Source organism: Streptomyces sp. NBC_01476 (genome assembly GCF_036227265.1).
In the GTDB taxonomy this organism is placed as follows: domain Bacteria; phylum Actinomycetota; class Actinomycetes; order Streptomycetales; family Streptomycetaceae; genus Actinacidiphila.
On sequence record NZ_CP109446.1, the window covers coordinates 4,043,303 to 4,062,306 of the forward strand.

The following is a 19,004-nucleotide window of genomic DNA, read 5'->3' on the forward strand; positions in this document are numbered from 1 at the left end:
AGCCGCGCGGGGGCGGCCGACCGGTCCGTCCCCGCAAACCGGCACTGAGAACACCCACGCGAGCCAGAGGCATCCCCCGATGTGGCTCGACCAGACCCGGAGAGCCTCATGCCCCACACGCAAGACGGCGGCCGCCGCACAGACGAACGCCTCGGCTCATGTGCTGTAGTGGCCGGTGCAGGTGACGACCAACCCCGGCCGGAAAGCGAAGCAAGTTGTGCGCTGGGACACTCCCCCGTCGGGGGAGCGTCCTGCACGCGGTCCTGCACCCCGGGAGTGGCGCAGGTCCCCGGCCGCCAGGGGGCGACCGGCGACGGGTGCGGGCCCGAGGGCGGCCCCGCACCAAGGACAGCTCCGACCCGTACGCGACAGCGGCGCCGCACCCGTACCCGTCAGAACAAGCGGCGCCCCGCCGTCAGCGTCCGCCTCAGCACCACCGAACGCACCGAAGTCGAAGGGGCCGCCGACCACGCCGGCGCAAGTCTCGCCAAGTTCATGGCCCAGGCATCGCTGGCAGCCGCCCACGACATCAACCGCGTCGCGGCGAACCTGCTCGACCTGCGCGGCACCATCCGCGAACTCGTCGCCGCCCGAACCGACCTGGCCCGGGTCGGCAACAACATCAACCAGATCGCCCGCACCCTGAACTCCGGCGGTGACCCCATCGGCGCCGAAGCCGCCCTCGCTGACGTCCGCCGCGCCGCCGCCCGCCTCGAAACCGCTGCCCAGCAGCTGGTGGAACGCGCGTGATCCCCTCGATCCACAAACCGGGCGCCCACTCCGTCGGCGCGATCGGCTACCTCTACAGCACCGGCCGCGGCCACGAGGCCCACACCGACCCCCACCTCGTGGCCTCCCTCGACGGCCTCGCACCCGACCCCGCCCGCGACCCGCAGGCCACCTTCAAACACCTCGCCGCCTACCTCGACCTGCCCGTCCAAGCCGTCGACCCCGCCGAACGCCCCGCGCAGCACGTCTGGCACTGCTCCGTCCGCGCCGCCCCCGAAGACCCCGTGCTCACCGACGCCCAATGGGCCGACATCGCCCGCCGCATGGTGCACGCCACCGGCATCGCACCCGAAGGTGACGACGGCGCCTGCCGCTGGATCGCCGTGCGCCACGCCGACGACCACATCCACGTCCTGGCCACGAAAGTCCGCCAGGACGGCACCAAGCCCCGCGACTCCTACTCCTACAAACGCGCCCAGGCCGAGGCCCGCCGGATCGAAGCCGACTACGGCCTGCGCCGCGTCACCCCCGGCGACGGCACCGCCGCCAAGCGCCCCACCCGCGCCGAAACAGAAAAAGCCCACCGCACCGGCCGCACCCGCACACCCCGCGAACAGCTCCGTACGATCGCCCGCACCGTCGTCGCCGTGTCCACCAGCCCCGAGGAGTACCTGCACCTGCTCACCCGCAGCGGCGTCCTCGTCGAGACCCTGCGCTTCCCCTCAGGCGACATCCGCGGCTACAAAGTCGCCCTCCAGGGCGACATCAACGCCCAAGGCCAGCCCATCTGGTTCTCCGGCTCCACCCTCGCCCCCGACCTGTCCTACCCCCAGATCCGCGACCGCCTCACCACCACAGACCTCGCCTCGGTGGCCGGCCCGCGCCGGACCAACCCGTGGCACCAGGCCACCGCTGCCGCCGAGCGCATCCCGCACCACCTCGACCACGATGACGACCCCGCATCCCAGGCCCACATCACCGCCTTCGCCGAAGCCCTCGATGCCCTCCCTTTCAACGCACCCCAGGAGATTCGGCCCCACCTCCGGCAGGCGGCAATCGACTTCGAACGCGCAAGCCGCTCCCGCATCCAAGCCGACCACCAACACGCCCGAACGCTGCGCAACGCCGTCCGAGCGATCGCCCGCCAACCCGCCATCGGCGACGGAGCCGCACTGGCAATGTTCCTCGACGCCGCACTCCTGGCCCTCATCGCCATCCAGCGCTGGCAGGCTGCTCGCCACCAAGGCCAGCAGGTCGAAGCCGCCCGCCGAACCCTCGTCCACATCCAAGTCGCCTACGACCAGGCCGCGCACACGCCACTCGCTGCCCTCACCCACCGCGCCCCGCCGCAATCGGATGCCGACCGTCACGCCCAGCGGATACGCCAGACCGTCTCCGCCTATGCCGAGCAGATCCTCCACGACTCCCACTGGCCGGCCCTCGCCACTGTCCTCACCGATGCCGAGGCCGCCGGCCACGACCCCAGCCGGCTCCTGCAACAGGCGACCGACCAGCGCGCCCTCACCGACGCCCACTCACCCACCCAGATTCTGATCTGGCGCATCCAACGCCTGGCGGCACGCCCCGCCCCCAGCCCCCGCGCCCGAGCAGCCCAAGCCCGAAGCACCGTTGCCACACGTCGAACTCCACCCGCATCAGCAGTCCAGCGACCAGTTCACCAGCCAGAATCAGCCCCAGGCCCCACGAACAGCGACGGCCACCGGCATCCCCGACGCTGACGTCGCACCAGTACGCCAGCGGACCCCCCGAGGACCGCTGTGACGCCTCCGAGGGTCCCGGGCGCGGACCGCCAGGCCCGGCCAACGCGCTCATTCGGCAGCGGCGTCGATGCCCTGCGCGCGGGCGAGAGCGAACAGCACGCGCTCGATCACGCCGAGCCGTTGTTCGAGGGTGTCGCAGTCTGGCGCAGCGGTTCCGGGGGTGGAGGTCCCGGGAGCGGAGGTCGGCCGGTTGCGCAGGGACGCGAGGTGTTCGCTGTGGTCGATGAGAGTGGTGCGGGAGCGGAAGGCGAACGCTTCCAGATCCTGTATCCGTGTCCCATAGGCGGCTGCTTCGTCGGCGGGACGTTCCAGGACGACCAGCGGACAGTTCAGTACCTTGGCGATCTTCACCAGGTTCGCCGCAGTCGCGCTACGCCACCCCGACTCCATTTCGCCCATCAACTGCTCCGAAACGCCGACCATCCCCGCCAACTCCCGCTTCGTCAGACCCGCCTTCTCCCTCGCCCAGGCCACCGCCTCCGGCTCCTGCCGAAGCCTGGCGGGGCGACGTCTCTCCGATACCACGACACCACCTCCACGACGTCCATCGAGGGCATGAGCCCTCATGCCACCACCGTGCGGTCGTGCGGCTCGGCCAAGGCCCAGCCGCACGACTCCAACGTCAATCACTCCCGTGTTCGGCCCAGTCGGCACGGGCCGCGACCAACCTCGGAAGCGCCTCGTGTTCCAGCCGGTCCGCCTGAGCACGGAGAAGGGACGCGAGATCGGCAAGGCCCTCCGGGTCGAGGCCGTTGATCCAGAAGTCCGCGACCAACGCGACGCTGACGAGGGGTTGGCGACGTTCCGGCTCCTCGGCGTAGGGGCAGCAGTCGATGCTGCCCCACAGCACCTGCTCCTCTCCCTCCTGCCCGGATTCGCCCTCCGAGGGAGGCGAACAGACCCGTAACGACAGCCCCTCGAACACTTCGCGGTGGCAGACGTCCGCCAGCCGGAACGGGAGCACGTCGAGCGGCACCTCGCGCATGCTCGGATCACAGTCGGCCCACGCGGGCAGATAACCTTTCACCTTCACACCGGCCGCCGTCGTCATCACCCATCGCCGGCCAACCGCGGCAGAGGCGGCCACCCGCTCGCCCGCTGAGACATCGGCTGTGGAGGCGAGCCCCGGAAGGCTCGGTCGGGCCACTGTCATAGCCCGTCCTCCCCGACACCGGTGAACGGCTCTTCGGCAGCGTCGCCGACCACCGCCCACACCAACTTCCCGATCCCTTCGCGCTCGCCCACACCCCACCGACCACCAGTCAGGGCACCGACCAGCGCCAGCCCACGCCCGCACTCGGAGTCCGCCGCTGCGTGCCGTACCACCGGCCAAGCCTCGTCTGCGTCGTGCACTTCGAGGCGTACAGCCGCCGACAAGCGCTCATACCGCGTCTCCATCAGACGGTCCCGCGGTACCCGCGCGTGCCGCAGCGCATTCGTCAGCAGTTCCGACAGCACGAGCTCCGCGGTGTCCGCCAGCTCAGGCAATTTCCACTCGTCCAGTGCAGCAACGAGTTCGTGCCTGGCCAAAGTGACGCATCGGGGGCTGCGGGCCCACCTGCTCACTCGCACAGACCCGCCCACCGCCCGAGGCAGCATCTGTTCGCTCACCGAGACGCTCCCGGTAGGGGTGAAACCGTTTCCGGACGGTCTTTCGTCGGTACCGCGAGCATGGCCCGTCGCTCCCGACAACTGTTGAAGCGATGCATTGGGGGGCTGCCTTCCGTTGCAGAAATCCGGTGGGTTCCCGCGCGGGATCTGCCTGCACGGATGGCGGGTTGGACCAGTTCGAGGAAGTCACGAGACCCTCGTGCTGAAGCAGCGGTTCCCATCCGCACCGTGCAGAACGCCCCGAGCGGGAGAGCCCAGTAACGCGGATTCATCGCCGTCCCACAGCGGACAGGGTTAACAGCGCACGGGTGTTAACCGTTAACCGCCCTTCCCTGAGCGTGTGCTGGCATCATGGAAAGTCCGCCCCGCATTGTCTGGCGCAGGGAAAGCGATGAAGACGAAGCTGCAAGCGGCACGCACGGCCAAGGGCTGGTCACAGGTGCAGCTCATGGAGGCCATGGCAGCCGCGGCCGCACGGTTGGGTGTCCGGTTACCCGAACCGTCCAGTTTGAAGACCCAGGTCTCCATGTTCGAGAACGGGAGGCGCGCTCCAGGGCGGGACTACCGGGCGATCTTCTGCGAGGTCTACGAAGCGAGCCTGCCCGAGTTGGGCCTCGAAGACGACCTTCCGAAGACGGCCCCCCAACCCACGCCGCCCAGCTCAGGCGCGACTTCACCCGAAGCTGGCCCTGAAGTGCTCCGATACTTGAAGTCGGTGCTGGTCCAACACGCCCAGGCCGAGCCGCTGGTGGGTGCTCGGTTCCTCGTACCTGCCGTGCAGAGTCAGATGCCGCTCATAGAGGAGCTGTGCAAGGGCGCATCTGCTTCTATCCGCACCGACGTGGTTCGGGTGGGCGCTCGCTACGCCGAGTTCCTGGGCTGGCTCCATCAGGACACGGGCGACTCCGACGCAGCCATGTTCTGGACCATCCGCGCTCTCGACTACGCATCTGAGCTGGACGACCCGGCCCTCACCTCCTATGTGTTCCAACGACGCAGCAACATCGCCGCTGAGACGGGGCAGGCCGGCCACGCGGTAGGGCTCGCCAACGCGGCCCTGCGCCAAGCGCGTCATCTTCCCGGACAGGTCCATGCGGTAGCATTTCGAGCCAGCGCCAACGCCCACGCCTTGCTGGGACACGCCACCGAAGCCTTTCGCGCGCTGGACGAAGCACGGTCGCTGATCGACAAGGCCGACCACGACACCGGCAGCCTGGCGCCATTCTGCTCGGCCTCCTACATCGATATGGAGGCCGCGAACTGCGCCCTCCAACTCGGCCGCCCACAGGACGCGGTAAAGATGCTCGAAGCGAGCCTGGCCTCCTGGCCGACGGAGCAGCAGCGCGACCGCGGTCTCTGCCTGGCCCGACTTGCCACCGCTCACGCACACTTGGGAGACGTGGAAGCCGGCTACAACGCCGCCTCGCAGGCCCTCCCGATCGCCCAGTCGACGGGTTCGGCGCGCATCCTGGCAGAGTTGGGCCGGCTGCAGAAGCGCCTCGCGCCCTGGAGCAAGCTGGTGGAGATCGCGGCACTCAACCAGCGGTTGGGCACTATGAGAGGCAGTTGAGCCGCATACGAGGAGAGCCGTGAACCTGCTTCCCACGATCACCACCGTCGACGTCCAGGAACAGGCGCCGCGCGTCGCCGTACTCCCGATCGGGTCGTTCGAGCAGCACGCTGGCCACCTGCCCCTCATCACCGACACCGCGATCGCCTGCGTCATCAGCCGCGAGATCGCGGCGGCCTACCCCGTTCTCCTGCTACCGCCCATCACCATCGCCTGCAGCCACGAACACAGCGCCTGGCCGGGCACGGTGAGCATCAGCGCCAGGACCCTCCACCTCATGATTACGGACCTCGCCCAGTCCCTCGAAGCATCGGGCATCCGGAAACTCGTCCTCGTCAACGCCCATGGCGGCAACTACGTCCTGTCCAACGTCGTGCAGGAAGCAAACGTTGCCGAACCACGGATGAGCCTCTTTCCGCAGAGCCAGGAATGGAACCGCGCCCGCGAACGGGCCGGCCTCGTCTCCGAAGCCCACGACGACATGCACGCCGGCGAGATCGAGACGTCCATCCTCCTCCACGCCGAGCCCGACCTCGTCCGCCCCGGCTACGACACCGCCGACCACGCCGCCTCCGACCGCCCCTTCCTCCTCACGGAGGGCATGAAGGCATACACGGACACCGGCGTCATCGGCTTCCCTTCGTATGCGACAGCCGAGAAGGGCAAGGCGGTCCTAGTCAGCCTCGTCAATGACTTTGAGGCTCATCTCCACGCCTTGCGCGTGAAGGGCATCCACGACTGACCGTCCTACACTGCCGCAGGTGCGGGTTCCGGATTACCAGCCGCGATTTGTCGGGGCACATCAACTCCTGCCGACTGCAGCGGTGACGTCCCAAAGAAATCTTCGAAGATGAGATCAAATTCGCATACTTCTGATTCCTTGAACACGGGCAGCCCGCGGATGGAATCGGCGGTGGTGTAGCGCTCACAGAAGTTGCGCGCACGGTCATTCTTGTTACCCGGCTCATTGGCCTGGAGTTCGGGATAATAAGCCTCGATCGTTCCGCGCTCCCACACGTAGATATCTTCATTCCTAAGCATTCTAAGCAGCTCCATCTTCAATTCCTTCAACTCGGGGTCCTCGGCTGCTTCGAGGATCCGCCGAGGAACATCTGAAGTGCTGCGATCGAAGAACATATTGACTGCCGCATTCAGTTCTTCGAAACCGCACAATCCTTGGTCGTATTCTTTATGTTTGAGCTCTACGTGGTCCCACAGGGATCGCGCACTGCCGCTTTTCCTGAGACTCCTGAGGGAGTTAGCGGATACCTTGATTTCTTCCTCCTCCACCAGTTCGTTGACTTTGGAGGCGACCCGGTCACGCAGTCGACGGCTATCGTCGCTGGCTCCCAATTTGTCGAATCCTGCGAGAACGACGTCCAGGTCCGCGATTACCGCGACCTTCATCTCGAAGCGCTGGAAGAATCTGCGGTACCGGTCGATGCTGCCTTTTCCTTCGACCTTCGCGATCGCGACACCATGCTTGTCGAAGTCCCACTGGGGGCTGAGGGTACGCGAGAGATGAGGGATGAGAGTGCGGTCGCTAGGACCCTCGACAAGGAGCACCGACGTGGCGAAGAACGCTGCCTCGTTGTTCTCGTGCGTGATGATCTCAAACTGATCGCGGGCGTCCATATCGGACAAGTCAATTACGCAGGTCCGACTGGTTGGCGGCTGCAGTTTATGGTCCTTGACGACCTTCACGAAGGTGCCAGTGGCCCCGGGCGCACAGAAAGCCGACGTGTGCGTACTGACCAGGACATCGTTGTAGTCGGAGAAGACGGTCAGGGCCTCGAAAAGCTTGCGCTGAGCCTGTGGGTGCAGAAAAACCTCGGGCTCCTCGAACAGCAGCAGGCAGGGCTGTTGGGCACTGTCCGGCCGGGTCGGCTTCGCGGTCTTCAGATCCACGTAAGCGCGCAGGATGGCAAAAACCACCGACCGACGCAGACCGTCGCCCTTGGTTTTGAAGGGGCCACTGATGCCGTCGTTCACGGCAATCTGGGCCTCCTCCAGGAGGCTGCGCAGGCGTGGAGGAGGGATCTCCAGACGGACACTTGCACGGGGGAAGGACTCCTGAAGGTTTCGCTGGATCAGCGATTCGATCTCGCGGACTTCCTGCAGTCGGCCATCCGACTCGCTACCATCTTTTTGCGATACGACGTTCAACTGGCTGCGGAGCACCTCGAAAGACGCTTCCAGTTGCGGCAGTTGATGCTCGATGTCCTCGAACAGGATGGACAGCAGGCGTCCGAACGTTGCTGTCGAACTGGTCTTGAGATCCTCGTTGAGTTCCTTTACGGCCGGGATGTAGATCGGCTCCGGCAGCAGAGGAGCGATCGATTTGTCCAAGCCTGTCATCAGCGGATCGTCGCCTGTTGTATATTCGTCATCCTTCAAGGCAGCGACGTCTTCGTCCCATTCCCGCCCCACGGCGGCACGGTTGATCTTTCCAGAAAGTCTCGCAAAAATTTCGGGATAAGTTCGCTGCACATTTGCTTCGAGTTCCTCGACGGAAATCTTGGGCCTAAGTACCTCCTTCAGAGCATCCTTGCGGAAGCGCGGGTCGCTCGGCACTTTCCGGACTACCGACATGGCGCCCTTACCAGCCCCGCTGTACGTCCTTGCCAGCGTGAGGCGTCCGTCCACCACCACAAGTTCGATGCGTGATCGATGGCTCTCTTCGAGGCGCTGCAGATCTGCCGCCCCGATGCCGGCGAAGGTGAGTTGGATGCGAATGGGCCGTGCTGGATTCAAGAAGTCTGTGTCGACCGCAGAGGTCGAGCGCAGGAACATGTTGAGGGCCTGGAACACCGAGGACTTCCCTGCATTGTTCTCACCGATGAGGCAGCCGAATCGGGAGAATGACATGTCCACGCGGCTCAGGCCACGGAAGTTGTCGATGGAAATATGTTCGAGGCGCATGGTGCTCCAGAGGATGATCAAGCCGAGCGAACATCGTAGTGTCCCGCGGGCCGCCTCCGCAGGACTTAACCACTTTTGGAAACACGGCTGGTATCACGACAAGGCTTGGCACTGCCGAAGAGCCGGTGGCGCAACCTCCACCATCGACAGTCGACTTCGATCCTGAGTGGTCACCCGTCAGTTTTCGCGGGCCGGGGGTGGGCAGCCGTCGCTACACCCTGTCCGCCGCTGAGATCACCAACCCCCGACGGCCCGAACACCTGTCGCCGGACGCCATCCCACCCTCGACTGCATCCACTTGGCCGCCATGTGAACGAATGCCGAAGCGACCGCACTCGAACTCGCCGCTGTGGAGACGTAGTGGAACTTCATCGCATGGTTCATGGGAGACCCCGTCACGGCTCGCCGCCCCACGCAAGAAGGAAGGGGGCTTGGATGCTCCAGCAACGACATGAGGTCAGCGGACTTCCGCGGGTCTCGGTCCTCATGACGGACGCCACCGCGGGCAGCGCTTCACCGAGATCGTGGTCCGCCGGCCCATCCCGGAAGGAGGCTCGGACGTAGATCCGGATGGATGTTCCGGGGGCATTCCCGGATCAGGCCATCGCCACGCATACGGACAGCAGCGACAACCCATAGAGCACGATGGCGAGGTGCAGGACCACCCACAGCCGATGAAGTCGGATGCGATGCATCCGGGGGAAGGCACGGTAGTGATCTGCTCGCGCCTGTACCAGCCTCTCGTCGGTGCCCAATACCCCACGCCCAACGAGGTCTTTGGTCAAGGCCCGCGCCTGAGACAGGTGGTAGGAAGCCCGCTCGTAGTACTTCGACACAGCCACCGAGCCATACAGCCCGGCCAGCACGACAAAAACGGACAAGGGCATGACATACAGCGAGAAGTGCTGTTGCACGATCAGGGCGCTCAAGGCAGCCGTGATGACGAGCAGGAGGTTGGTCAACGTCGAGCGCTGAGTCTCACACTGGCGTAACTGCTCCCGATGTTCCTTCCAGTAGGCGCGTATCGCCTCTTCCGAGATCCCGGCCATCAACTCCGCCTCCACCCGCGTCCGGATACCATGTGCACGAACCACCCTGGTTCAAAGACAAACCTCTCCCAGGGGAGACACCGTAGCGTGAGAGTTTTCATCAGCAGCGTGCGGAAGGGCCTGGAGGAAGAGCGCGACTCTCTCCCCGGCTTGATCGCGGCGCTAAGCGTTGTCCCGTAAGTGCTGGTCGTAGGTGAGATGATCTTGCCGTGGCTGGTGTGATCGCGGCGTCGGAGCCCTCGTGGATAGCCCCGTTCAGCGGGTTGAGCCCTCGGCAGTTCGGCAAGCTCGTCACGGCCCTGCGGCGGGAGGGTGCTGATCCGGTGGGCAAGGGTCGTCCGTGGTCGTTGCCCCTGGAGGACCGGGTCCTGCTGGTGGCGGCCTATTGGCGGACGAACCTGACCCTGCGCCAGCTCGCCCCGCTGTTCGGCGTCTCGAAGTCGGCCGCCGGCCGCATCGTCGACCACCTCGGCCCGATGCTCGCGCTGGAGCCCCGCAAGCGGTTCCGCAAGGACACGGTGCTGATCGTCGACGGCACCTTGGTGCCCACCCGCGACCACAGCGTCGCCGCGCAGTCGAAGAACTACCGGTACTCCACCAACCACCAGGTCATCATCGACGCCGACACCCGGCTCGTCGTCGCCGTCGGCAAGCCCCTGCCCGGCAACCGCAACGACTGCACAGCATGGGAGGAATCCGGCGCCAGGGCCGCCGTCGGCCGCACCACGGTCATCGCGGACGGCGGCTACCGGGGAACCGGCCTCATCATCCCGCACCGCAAGAAACCCGGCCAGGCCGAACTCCCCGCCTGGAAAGAGGAACACAACGCCTCCCACCGCAAGGTCCGCGCCCGCGTCGAGCACGCCTTCGCCCGCATGAAGACCTGGAAGATCCTCCGCGACTGCCGCCTCAAAGGCGACGGCGTGCACCACGCCATGCTCGGCATAGCCCGCCTCCACAACCTCACCCTGACCGGCTGACGAAGAAGCAGGCAGGCCAACCAGCACGCCGTAGATCATTTACGGGACAACGCTTAGGTCATGAGCCGGTGCGATTCGAGGACTTCTCAGCCCAAGCCACTCCCAGCAGGGAGGCGTGCCTGACTGCTCTGGAGTCAGCAGATGTCTGCCTGCTCCTTCTGGGTCCCAACTACGGTCATGTGTTCCCGGAGACTGGTCAGTCGGCCACTCATGACGAATGGGTGCACGCGCAGCAGAAGGGCATGCGGCGGCTCGTCTACCGCAAGACTGGGGTGACGTTCGAGCCCGAGCAGCACAAGTTCACACGCATCGTGGAGGCGTACGCGACGGGCGTGTTCCGGGACTCCTTCCAGAACAGCTTGGAACTTCAGACCAAGGTCGCCCAAGGGCTGCGCGAACTGGAGTCACAACCATCCCCCCTGGAATTCAAGAGGTTGGCCGAGCCGCCTTCTCTGAACTGGGCCACAAACAGCAGCAGGGCGCCTTCTGTTAGCTATCAAGGCCCTCAGCTCGAACTCCACGTCCTGCCTCTAAATCACCCCGGATACTCTGCTCGCGAAATGGAGCGACTCATTGAGTCGTTGGTGAACCGTGTTCGCAGGACTGAGTACATCAAGAATGACGTCGCGCTCATCCCTTCCAGATATCAGGACCATTCGGCCGTCAGTATCCAGAGCGATCAGCGCCGGACGTGGGACAAGCCTCTGGCCGGCGAGATCCTGGAAGTTCGGCTATACAGGACAGGTCAGATCTCCACCAGAGCAACGCTGCCAAAAGACCAAATGGGATCAATTCTCGACTCCAAGGTGCTACCGCAGCAGGTCGCGGAAATGCTGCGGTTCATTGGAGCGTTGGGCATCATCCAGCAGGGGCATGTCGTCGTAGCAGTTGGTGTGTCGTCAGACGGGCTCATCAGCGTCGACACCTTTGATCCGCATCGCTCGCGGACTCGCGCTCAGCCGCTGGGCTTTGGCCGTTCGCTCAACCTACGCACCGCACCGGACGAGTCCGTCAACTTGACGGCCTTGGACAATGGAGCCGACGAAGTCGCGAGCGATCTCTCCCGAACACTATTTGCCCAGATTACGCGGTAATTGCGGTGTGGTTCCACTGATCCGGCAGATACCCGTACTGCACAGGGAAGTGTGAAGAAGGCTCGACGGAGATCATCCGTGTCACGAGGCGGACGACGGAGAATCGGCCGCGCCAGCGGTGGCATCGGGCAGGTGTTACTGGCCGCCATCCGGGCGAACGCACAGGTGCGGGCGGTTCTCGCGCGGTGGACCGCGCTGCGTGTACCTACGCCCTGGACAAGTGGCGCACAACCCTGGCCAGGGACAGGAGGCGCCGGCCCCATCAACGTCGTTGCTCAGGACTGTCCCGCCTTCTCCGTATACGGACCCGTAGGCTCGGCCGCATGAGCCTGCGTCTGAGCACTGTGATCCTGCCGATCTACCGCTGGCACGAGCAGGGACGGGAGGTGTGGCGGCGGGCCGAGGAGCTGGGGTTCCACGCCGCCTATACCTACGACCACCTGTCGTGGCGGGTGCCTTTCCGGGACAGGACGTGGTTCGGAGCCATCCCGACGCTGACCGCCGCGGCCGGCGTGACGGAGCGGATGCGCTTGGGAACCCTCGTAACCTCTCCTAATTTCCGCCATCCGGTGCCGTTCGCGAAGGAGTTGATGACGCTGGACGACGTCAGCGACGGCAGGCTGACGCTGGGGATCGGGGCCGGCGGAACGGGGTTCGACGCCGAGGTGCTCGGGCAGCAGCCCTGGCCGCCGAAGGAGCGCGCCGACCGGTTCGGCGAGTTCGTGGAACTCCTCGACCGACTGCTGACCCGGGGCGGCAGCAGCTTCAGCGGCAGGTTCTACTCGGCCGTCGAGGCGCGCAACATCCCCGGGTGCGTGCAGAGCCCCCGCCTGCCGTTCGCCGTGGCCGCCACCGGGCCACGCGGCATGCGGCTCGCCGCCAAGTACGGGCAGGCGTGGGTCACCACCGGGGACCCGAGCGTATTCGAGGAGGGAACCCCCGAGCAGTCGCTCGCCGCCATTCGCGGCCAGGTCGAACGCGTCTCCGCCGCCCTCGCCGCCGAGGGCCGCGACCCCGCAGGTGTGCCGAAGATCTTCCTCACCGGCTTCACTCCCGCTTACGCCGAGCCCCTCACCTCGGTGGACGCCTTCGTGGACTTCGCCGGACGCCACGCCGAGGCCGGCATCGACGAGATCGTGCTGCACTGGCCGGTGCCCGGCACGATCTTCGGCCACGACGCCAGTATCTTCGAGCAGATCGCCACCGAGGCCCCCGCCCAGCTCAGCTGACTTGCCACACTGTCATCACTGGCTCCGTAAAACCGCGATGTCCGAAATAGCCGTCAGAGTTAGCCTTATCCGCAGCTCAGACCGTGATGCGTGAACGCGGCTTGACTGACGTCACCATCGTCCCCAACCGGATCCGCTCGGTCGCCGTCGCGGCAGCGGTCAGCGTCGGAACCGCCCCGAACCACGTCCGATCCCGGAACGGCACCCGCCACGACAGGTGGTCATAGGTATAGGCGCTCTCGAACCCCAGCTCCTCAGCCCGCCGCCACACCTCCCGCCCCTCGTCGTTCCAACGGTAGATCGGCAGAATCACAGTGCTCAGACGCATGAGGACGACGATACGGCCCGGCCGAGCCGGCCGAGCGCCCCTGGTCGGTGCCCGTGAACCCTGACCGTTTGCCGCTGGAGTTTGACCAGTGGCTGCCTACTTCCAGTCCCGGAGACCTCGGTACAGGCGCCAACCCAGCTCCTCCTTCACCATGCCCACCGCGTTCGTCGCCACGCCCTGGCACGATCAGCCCATGCTCATCACCCCGCGGCCCGGCGCCCACCGAGACAACATCCTCAAGGCCCTCCAGCAGGTCCGCCTGGAAGCCTCCAACCTCCGGGGCGCCGGCCCCGCCACCGCCTACCAGCGGCTCCTGAAGTACCTGGAGTGGGTCACTGACGCCACCCGGCTCCTGCAAGACCAGGTCAGCGAAAGGGACATCGACCGCCTCATCCAGACACGTCGCTACTACGCTCTGCTGGGAGCCTGCGGAACACTGACGGGCAGTGACCAACAGCGCCTCGTAAACGGCCTGGTCAACCAGGAACTCGCCGACCGCGAGGCCGACCTCAGTACGGCCGCAACGATCCTCAACGAACACATGACGCGCTGGGTTGGGCCGATGTGGCTCGCCGTCGCCGACTCCAGCTTCTACCTCAACAGTCCCCAGCCCCTCGCCGACACCGACCTCCACAAGGTCATGAGCCTGCCGGTCGACGAGCAGATCCTCCTGCTGTTCCCGATCGTTGTGGTCGACGAACTCGACCGGCTCAAGGAGACGGGCGGTGCACATCCCAGGTGGCGGGCCGGCCACACACTCGGCCGGCTGGACGAGGCGATCACTTCGGGAACCTGGGGCACCCTGCACCCTCCGGCGCCAGGCGAAGGCCAGTCCATCCGCGGACGGGTCACCGTGGAGATCGTCCTCGACCAGCCCGGCCACGCACGCCTGCCCATCGAAGATGACGAGATCATCGACCGCGCCGCAACGATCCGGCTTCTCGCCGGCCGCGACGTGCGCCTCCTGACCTGCGACACCGGCCAGGACACCCGGGGCCGAATCGCCGGTTTGAAGGTCACCAAGCTCCCCAGCAAAGCGGGAACTGGCGACGAACCACCCCGTCGCAACGGCGGCGACCAGCCCCGCGGGACCGGCTCCCGCGCGCAGCGGAAAAACCGTCGGGAGGCCGAAGTAACCGAGGCCGCCGACGGCCAGGGGAAGGCGCAACAACCCTGACCGTCCTCAGCCATAGCCGCTGTACGAAGGTCGCCGAAGAAGGGAGGGAGCCGCCGGTCACGGGCCAGTGGCAAACGGTCAAGGTTCAGTGGAGCAGAACAGCCCCCTCGACGTGCAGGTGATTGCCTAGATGACACAATCATGGTGTCATTGAGGCATGCTGTACGAAACGCCGGCCTTGGATGACGCGGATCTGCTAGTGCTTGAGGAGATCGAGCAGATGCGCGAAGAGTTGCGGCACCATGTCCGTCCCCAACAACGGTGGACGAAGCAACTACGACGCAACCTCACCGCGCGCGCGATCGCAGGATCGAACACGATCGAGGGTTACCGGGCAACGGTGGACGACGTCGAAGCCCTCATGGCCGGTGAAGCGCCGCTCGAAACCAGCGACGAGACGCGGTATGAGATCGAAGGCTATCGACGAGCGATGACGTACATCCAGGCGCTCTCCGATGCCGAGGACGGATTCCGTTACGACATGGGCCTGATAAACGGTCTCCACTACATGGTCCAAGAGCATCAACCGGGGAAACGCCCTGGCAGGCTGAGGAGAGGACCGGTCTACATCTCCCATCCGGACGATGAACTGGTGCCGGTGTACACCGCGCCGGACAAGGATGCCGTACCGGGACTCATGTCCGAGTTGATCGCCTGGTTGAACGACGGTGACTTGGATTCCCCCGTTCATGTTCGCGCTTCTATGGCGCACCTCAATCTGGTGAAGATTCATCCCTGGGCAGACGGCAACGGTCGCATGTCGCGGGCGCTGTCCACGCTGGTGTTCGCCCGCGAAGCGCTCATGCCTCCCGAGTTCTCCTCCATCGAGGAGTGGCTCGGCCGTGGACAGAACACCTTCGCTTACTACGCGATTCTGGAACTGATGGGTGGCCCGGAGTGGAACCCCACGACGAACACCAATCAGTGGATCAAGTTCTGCCTCACCGCACACCACCGCCAGGCGCAAGGTGCGCAACGGCGCGTCGAACTGCTGTCTCGTGCTTGGATTCGGCTGGCCAGCGAAGCCGAACAGTCAGGTCTGGATGAACGGGCCACCTATGCACTGCTGCCGGCATTCCTCGGCCAGAAGGTACGGAGGAAGCTCTACCAGATCGATGCCGAGCTCAGCGAACAGCAGTCCATCCGGGACATGCGCCAGATGGTAGCGCTGGGCTGGCTGAACTCACATGGAGAAGCTCGAGGTCGCTACTACACCGCCGGCCCCCGCATGCTCCCGGTGACAGCAGAGGTGAGCCGCGAAACCAAGCCGTTCATCAATCCGTACAGGCGCCAAGAGGGCTGATTCACCGGGACATCAGCGATTCCCCGCAGGTCAGCCCGAGACGTATGAACGCGGCTTGACCGACGTCACCATCGTCCCCAACCGGATCCGCTCGGTCGCCGTCGCGGCAGCGGTCAGCGTCGGAACCGCCCCGAACCACGTCCGATCCCGGAACGGCACCCGCCACGACAGGTGGTCGTAGGTATAGGCGCTCTCGAACCCCAGCTCCTCAGCCCGCCGCCACACCTCCCGCCCCTCGTCGTTCCAGCGGTAGATCGGCAGAATCACGGTGCTCAGACGCATGAGGAAGAGCCTACGCGGCGCCTAAAGGGCCGCGACGGACGCCTCGGGAAGGGCGGTTGCCTGGTCACTCAGCGGTTTTGCGGTAGCGCTTGGCCAGAACGGGGTCGGATTCCCACCACAGACCGGTCGGGCCACCCGCGTCGCCATCGCTTACATGGTCCACGGGTACCGGCGCCGGCGCCGGACGTGGATCATGGATCCGCAGGCGGAAGACCAGCCCAGGGAACGCCCAGAGAATCAGTCCCAACAATGGCACCATCGCCGCGGCCACGCCGAGCCCTGTGCTGGAACTGACGATCCGGTACTCCCCACCGTCGGTCACGGTGACGTCGACAGCGTTCGACCTGCTCCCGCCGCCGGTGATCCGCACAGTGTGCGGACCCGGCTCAACCGTGAATTCGGCGATCTCCCCCTGCCGGACCGGACCGACCTTGTGCCCGTCGATGACGACACCGAGCTTCCCCGCTCTGCCGAACACGGGAGCTTCCGCCAGCACTGCCACCACTGCGGTCACTGCCTACCCCCCGGTCTTGCTGTGATCACGTGCACGGACCCTACATCGCAGCAGTCGCATTCGCCATCGAGTGCCGCGACCTCGACTCCCCGGAACCGTTCCTGGTTGCCGCGGTCGAGGCGGGGGCGAGCCAGGTGCGCGTGGTGATTCCAGCCAGCACCGGCCCAGACGCCGTCGGCCGCGGTCACGTTCAACCTTTGGCACTCACACGGGGGAACAATGATTGCTATCAGCGTCCATCGTTGGGACGCCCGCGTGGGCGCCTCGGTCATGGAGCGGATGGCGTGCTCCCCGCCTGGTTCGTTCCTGCCACCGGAAGCACGTACTGACCGGCGAGACGCGCCAAGTGCAGCGGGAGGGGTCGAGCGAGCGGTGGGTAGTCGTCGTGGTAACGCAGCTGGTGTGTGAGCGTCGCCCACTCCGCCGGCCGGTCAGGTGCGTCCCCATCACGCCCCGAGTCTGCCAGCGCCTTCTCCGACAGGCAGCCGAGCACGGTGATCTCCAGCTGCCCTGGGTTCCAGGCGGTCTTCCCCGGTGCTGTTCGGCCCTGTGCCGTGGGGGCCAGCTTCATGAGTCCCTTCGGCAGTATCGCCACCGTGTGCGGCTTCGAGGCCGTACTGGCGAAGACACGGCTCTCCGTGTCCGCCGCCCCCCACGCGCCCTCGGCAAAGCCGACCCCACCCTTGGCATCGTGGGCGTATCACTCCGCAACTTCCTCCCACGCGTTGGCGTCCCGTACGAGCACCACCCGCAGGTCATCGCCGTAGAGCGTGTGGCGCTGGGCGGGTTCGGTGCCGAAGCCAAGCATGTCGCGGACCAACTCGCCGTTGCGCAGGCCGAGCCGGCACTGGCGCAAATTCCCGGCGTCCACCAGTAGGAGGGTCGGGCGGTCGCGGAGCTGGACGAGCAGCGCGCGGATCTGGCGCTCGGTCTCTCGCTGCCTGTGCTGCTCCACGCCCGGCGGGCGGAGGCCCGGAGCCCTCCCCGGGTAGCCGCGCCCTCGCCAGGGCCTCCTGTATCGGTCCCTCCTCCCGCCACCGGTTCCGCTGCCTGGGAGAGCAGCAGCAACAGCGTGGGGTACGGCACCCATTCGGCGCGCTCGCGCCGAGATCGGTTGCGCGTGTGCCGTACGCCCATCAGTCAGAGCGCGATCCGCCTGTTAGTGCCCATGCAACAGATCCGGCCACTACGACTTCAGGACGGTGCCGCGGCGCGAACCTGGGCTGATCTGCTTCCGGCCGCTGAGCGGGCGCGGGTACGAGGGCGCCGGGCGGGTGACGGCGGCGTGGGCGCAGCCGGCACGCGGTGCCTAGGGAGGGGGCGCGGGGTGGTCACGCGCCGATCTCCGCGCAGGACGCGGTGCCGCTGCTGCTCCTGGCGGTGCCGTCGTGCGGGGGCACGTACGTCACCGCGGCGCCGCTGCATCGGTGCACAGCCTGGCATCCGGCGAGCGGCCGGCGTTCCGTGTCCGGCTGGTGTCCGGCTGGGCACGGCGCTGCGGCTGCTTGGCGGTACTGACGGTGTGAAGCGGATCGGCGAGTCCGCGCCGATGGTCTCCATACCGCTGAAGTTCGGTGGTCTTTCCTGGTCCTTCTGCGGTTGCTTTGTGCCTACCACGTGAGGGGCATGGCCCGGAGGAGTTCCGTGACGGTCGTCGTAGCCGTCGCCTTCGGTGTCACCGGGCTGATACGGGGCTGATACGGGCGATCGCGTCGGACAACCGTACGGTCGCCATCACTGCTGTCGTTGCGGTACTGACCTGCTGGCGGCTGATCGGCCCGGTGTCCGCCACCGCGACCGGCATCCACCGGATGACGCTTCGCCGGCGGGCGGTGCGGCGGTGTTGAGCCCTGCGGTCCCGTTCGGGCGGCCGGTCCGTCGGGGCCGGTCAGCGGAGGACCGCGGTGCGGGCGGCCGTGCGGGCGGAAGCCGTACGGGCCGGGGCGGTGCCGGTGGGGGCGGTACGGGGGGCGCCGATACGGGCGGGAGCGGTAGGGGTCGCGGCCGTACGGGCTCGGGGGATGCCGGCGGGCGCGGTACGGACGGTGCCGGACGGACTCGCCGCCGCGTCCGCCAGGGCCAGCGCCGCGGTGATCTCCTCGGTCACGTCCCCGGTACGTACGCTGCGGGCGCTCGGTGACGAGCCGTGTGCCTCGGCGTTGATCCGCTGCTTCATCGTGGGCGGGAGTGTGCGCTCACGCCTGGACGACTCGTAGCTCCGTGGCGCCGGCACCCTCGGAGCCGCCGCGGCCACCTCCTTGGCGACCGTACGGGGCGCGGCCGGACGGCCGGCCTCGGGAAGGACCGCCACCGGGTGGGCGGCGACGGTGCGGTTCGCCGGGGTCGCGAACCCCAGCGCGGCGATGCACTTCAGCAGCACGCTGAGCAGCGCGCCCCAGAACGTCCTGATCTCTCCGGTAACAGCCATGACCTGA

At 66.4% G+C, this 19,004-nt stretch carries 16 protein-coding genes and 3 pseudogenes; 9 read left to right on the forward strand and 10 right to left on the reverse strand.

Going from position 1 to position 19,004, the window contains the following annotated elements:
- The first annotated feature begins 276 nt into the window (after nucleotides 1–276).
- Together OG552_RS17650 and OG552_RS17655 are read left to right on the forward strand one after the other, a co-directional pair.
- Nucleotides 277–750 carry a MobC family plasmid mobilization relaxosome protein gene (locus OG552_RS17650; protein WP_329134021.1) on the forward strand — a complete coding sequence of 158 codons (474 nt, stop codon included), beginning with the start codon at nucleotides 277–279 and terminating at the stop codon, nucleotides 748–750.
- Nucleotides 747–2,468 carry a relaxase/mobilization nuclease domain-containing protein gene (locus OG552_RS17655; protein ID WP_329134023.1) on the forward strand — a complete coding sequence of 574 codons (1,722 nt, stop codon included), beginning with the start codon at nucleotides 747–749 and terminating at the stop codon, nucleotides 2,466–2,468. The genes OG552_RS17650 and OG552_RS17655 overlap by 4 nt, the downstream gene beginning before the upstream one ends.
- Nucleotides 2,469–2,558: 90 nt before the next feature.
- Here OG552_RS17655 and OG552_RS17660 read toward each other — a convergent pair whose 3' ends face one another.
- The 3 genes from OG552_RS17660 to OG552_RS17670 all read right to left on the reverse strand — a co-directional run bounded on the left by OG552_RS17660 (nucleotide 2,559) and on the right by OG552_RS17670 (nucleotide 4,109).
- Complete coding sequence (locus tag OG552_RS17660) at nucleotides 2,559–2,984, reverse strand: helix-turn-helix domain-containing protein (RefSeq protein WP_329134025.1); 426 nt, start codon at nucleotides 2,982–2,984, stop codon at nucleotides 2,559–2,561.
- Nucleotides 2,985–3,132: 148 nt separating this feature from the next.
- Nucleotides 3,133–3,663 carry a DUF6907 domain-containing protein gene (locus OG552_RS17665; protein ID WP_329134027.1) on the reverse strand — a complete coding sequence of 177 codons (531 nt, stop codon included), beginning with the start codon at nucleotides 3,661–3,663 and terminating at the stop codon, nucleotides 3,133–3,135.
- Nucleotides 3,660–4,109 carry an ATP-binding protein gene (locus OG552_RS17670; protein ID WP_329140901.1) on the reverse strand — a complete coding sequence of 150 codons (450 nt, stop codon included), beginning with the start codon at nucleotides 4,107–4,109 and terminating at the stop codon, nucleotides 3,660–3,662. Before OG552_RS17670 ends, OG552_RS17665 begins: the two co-directional genes overlap by 4 nt.
- A gap of 403 nt (nucleotides 4,110–4,512) precedes the next feature.
- On the opposite strand from OG552_RS17670, the gene OG552_RS17675 reads away from it, so the two are divergent.
- Entirely contained in the window at nucleotides 4,513–5,691 is a 1,179-nt protein-coding gene (locus OG552_RS17675; protein WP_329134029.1) for a helix-turn-helix transcriptional regulator, read from the forward strand.
- 19 nt (nucleotides 5,692–5,710) lie between these two features.
- Nucleotides 5,711–6,433 (forward strand): creatininase family protein, encoded by a 723-nt coding sequence (locus OG552_RS17680; protein WP_329134030.1) that lies wholly within the window; start codon nucleotides 5,711–5,713, stop codon nucleotides 6,431–6,433.
- Between the two features lie 5 nt (nucleotides 6,434–6,438).
- Here OG552_RS17680 and OG552_RS17685 read toward each other — a convergent pair whose 3' ends face one another.
- Nucleotides 6,439–8,634 (reverse strand): ATP-dependent nuclease, encoded by a 2,196-nt coding sequence (locus OG552_RS17685; protein ID WP_329134032.1) that lies wholly within the window; start codon nucleotides 8,632–8,634, stop codon nucleotides 6,439–6,441.
- Nucleotides 8,635–9,209: 575 nt separating this feature from the next.
- A complete protein-coding gene (locus tag OG552_RS17690) occupies nucleotides 9,210–9,677 on the reverse strand; it encodes a hypothetical protein (protein WP_329134034.1) in 468 nt (155 codons plus the stop codon).
- A gap of 194 nt (nucleotides 9,678–9,871) precedes the next feature.
- Between OG552_RS17690 and OG552_RS17695 the strand changes: the two genes are divergently transcribed.
- The 3 genes from OG552_RS17695 (at nucleotide 9,872) to OG552_RS17705 (ending at nucleotide 12,965) form a co-directional block, all read left to right on the forward strand.
- Complete coding sequence (locus OG552_RS17695) at nucleotides 9,872–10,642, forward strand: transposase (RefSeq protein WP_329133610.1); 771 nt, start codon at nucleotides 9,872–9,874, stop codon at nucleotides 10,640–10,642.
- Complete coding sequence (locus OG552_RS17700) at nucleotides 10,639–11,736, forward strand: DUF4062 domain-containing protein (protein WP_329140903.1); 1,098 nt, start codon at nucleotides 10,639–10,641, stop codon at nucleotides 11,734–11,736. The genes OG552_RS17695 and OG552_RS17700 overlap by 4 nt, the downstream gene beginning before the upstream one ends.
- Before the next feature lie 323 nt (nucleotides 11,737–12,059).
- The gene (locus OG552_RS17705) at nucleotides 12,060–12,965 is read left to right on the forward strand and encodes an LLM class flavin-dependent oxidoreductase (protein ID WP_329134037.1); all 906 of its coding nucleotides are present in this window, start codon (nucleotides 12,060–12,062) and stop codon (nucleotides 12,963–12,965) included.
- 79 nt (nucleotides 12,966–13,044) lie between these two features.
- On the opposite strand, the pseudogene OG552_RS17710 reads toward OG552_RS17705, so the two are convergent.
- Nucleotides 13,045–13,293, reverse strand: a pseudogene (locus OG552_RS17710) (LLM class flavin-dependent oxidoreductase); the annotation flags it as partial.
- A gap of 193 nt (nucleotides 13,294–13,486) precedes the next feature.
- Between OG552_RS17710 and OG552_RS17715 the strand changes: the two are divergent.
- Both OG552_RS17715 and OG552_RS17720 read left to right on the forward strand, forming a co-directional pair.
- Entirely contained in the window at nucleotides 13,487–14,470 is a 984-nt protein-coding gene (locus tag OG552_RS17715) for a hypothetical protein (RefSeq protein ID WP_329134039.1), read from the forward strand.
- Nucleotides 14,471–14,627: 157 nt separating this feature from the next.
- Nucleotides 14,628–15,773, forward strand: coding sequence for a Fic family protein (locus OG552_RS17720; protein ID WP_329134040.1), 1,146 nt, complete (start codon nucleotides 14,628–14,630; stop codon nucleotides 15,771–15,773).
- Nucleotides 15,774–15,833: 60 nt separating this feature from the next.
- On the opposite strand, the pseudogene OG552_RS17725 reads toward OG552_RS17720, so the two are convergent.
- The 4 genes and pseudogenes from OG552_RS17725 to OG552_RS17740 all read right to left on the reverse strand — a co-directional run.
- Nucleotides 15,834–16,055, reverse strand: a pseudogene (locus OG552_RS17725) (LLM class flavin-dependent oxidoreductase); the annotation flags it as partial.
- Between the two features lie 64 nt (nucleotides 16,056–16,119).
- Nucleotides 16,120–16,569, reverse strand: a complete 450-nt coding sequence (locus OG552_RS17730) for a hypothetical protein (RefSeq protein ID WP_329134042.1) — start codon at nucleotides 16,567–16,569, stop codon at nucleotides 16,120–16,122.
- Nucleotides 16,570–16,837: 268 nt separating this feature from the next.
- Nucleotides 16,838–17,659 (reverse strand): annotated as a pseudogene (locus tag OG552_RS17735) (RNAseH domain-containing protein).
- A gap of 798 nt (nucleotides 17,660–18,457) precedes the next feature.
- Nucleotides 18,458–18,997 carry a DUF6344 domain-containing protein gene (locus OG552_RS17740; protein ID WP_329134044.1) on the reverse strand — a complete coding sequence of 180 codons (540 nt, stop codon included), beginning with the start codon at nucleotides 18,995–18,997 and terminating at the stop codon, nucleotides 18,458–18,460.
- Nucleotides 18,998–19,004 lie beyond the last annotated feature (7 nt).

Bases quoted from the DNA above. Each gene is read 5' to 3' on its own strand.
- OG552_RS17665 (WP_329134027.1), bottom strand. From the start codon at position 3,663: ATGACAGTGGCCCGACCGAGCCTTCCGGGGCTCGCCTCCACAGCCGAT.
- OG552_RS17670 (WP_329140901.1), bottom strand. From the start codon at position 4,109: ATGCTGCCTCGGGCGGTGGGCGGGTCTGTGCGAGTGAGCAGGTGGGCC.
- OG552_RS17675 (WP_329134029.1), top strand. From the start codon at position 4,513: ATGAAGACGAAGCTGCAAGCGGCACGCACGGCCAAGGGCTGGTCACAG.
- OG552_RS17705 (WP_329134037.1), top strand. From the start codon at position 12,060: ATGAGCCTGCGTCTGAGCACTGTGATCCTGCCGATCTACCGCTGGCAC.
- OG552_RS17715 (WP_329134039.1), top strand. From the start codon at position 13,487: ATGCTCATCACCCCGCGGCCCGGCGCCCACCGAGACAACATCCTCAAG.
- OG552_RS17720 (WP_329134040.1), top strand. From the start codon at position 14,628: ATGCTGTACGAAACGCCGGCCTTGGATGACGCGGATCTGCTAGTGCTT.
- OG552_RS17740 (WP_329134044.1), bottom strand. From the start codon at position 18,997: ATGGCTGTTACCGGAGAGATCAGGACGTTCTGGGGCGCGCTGCTCAGC.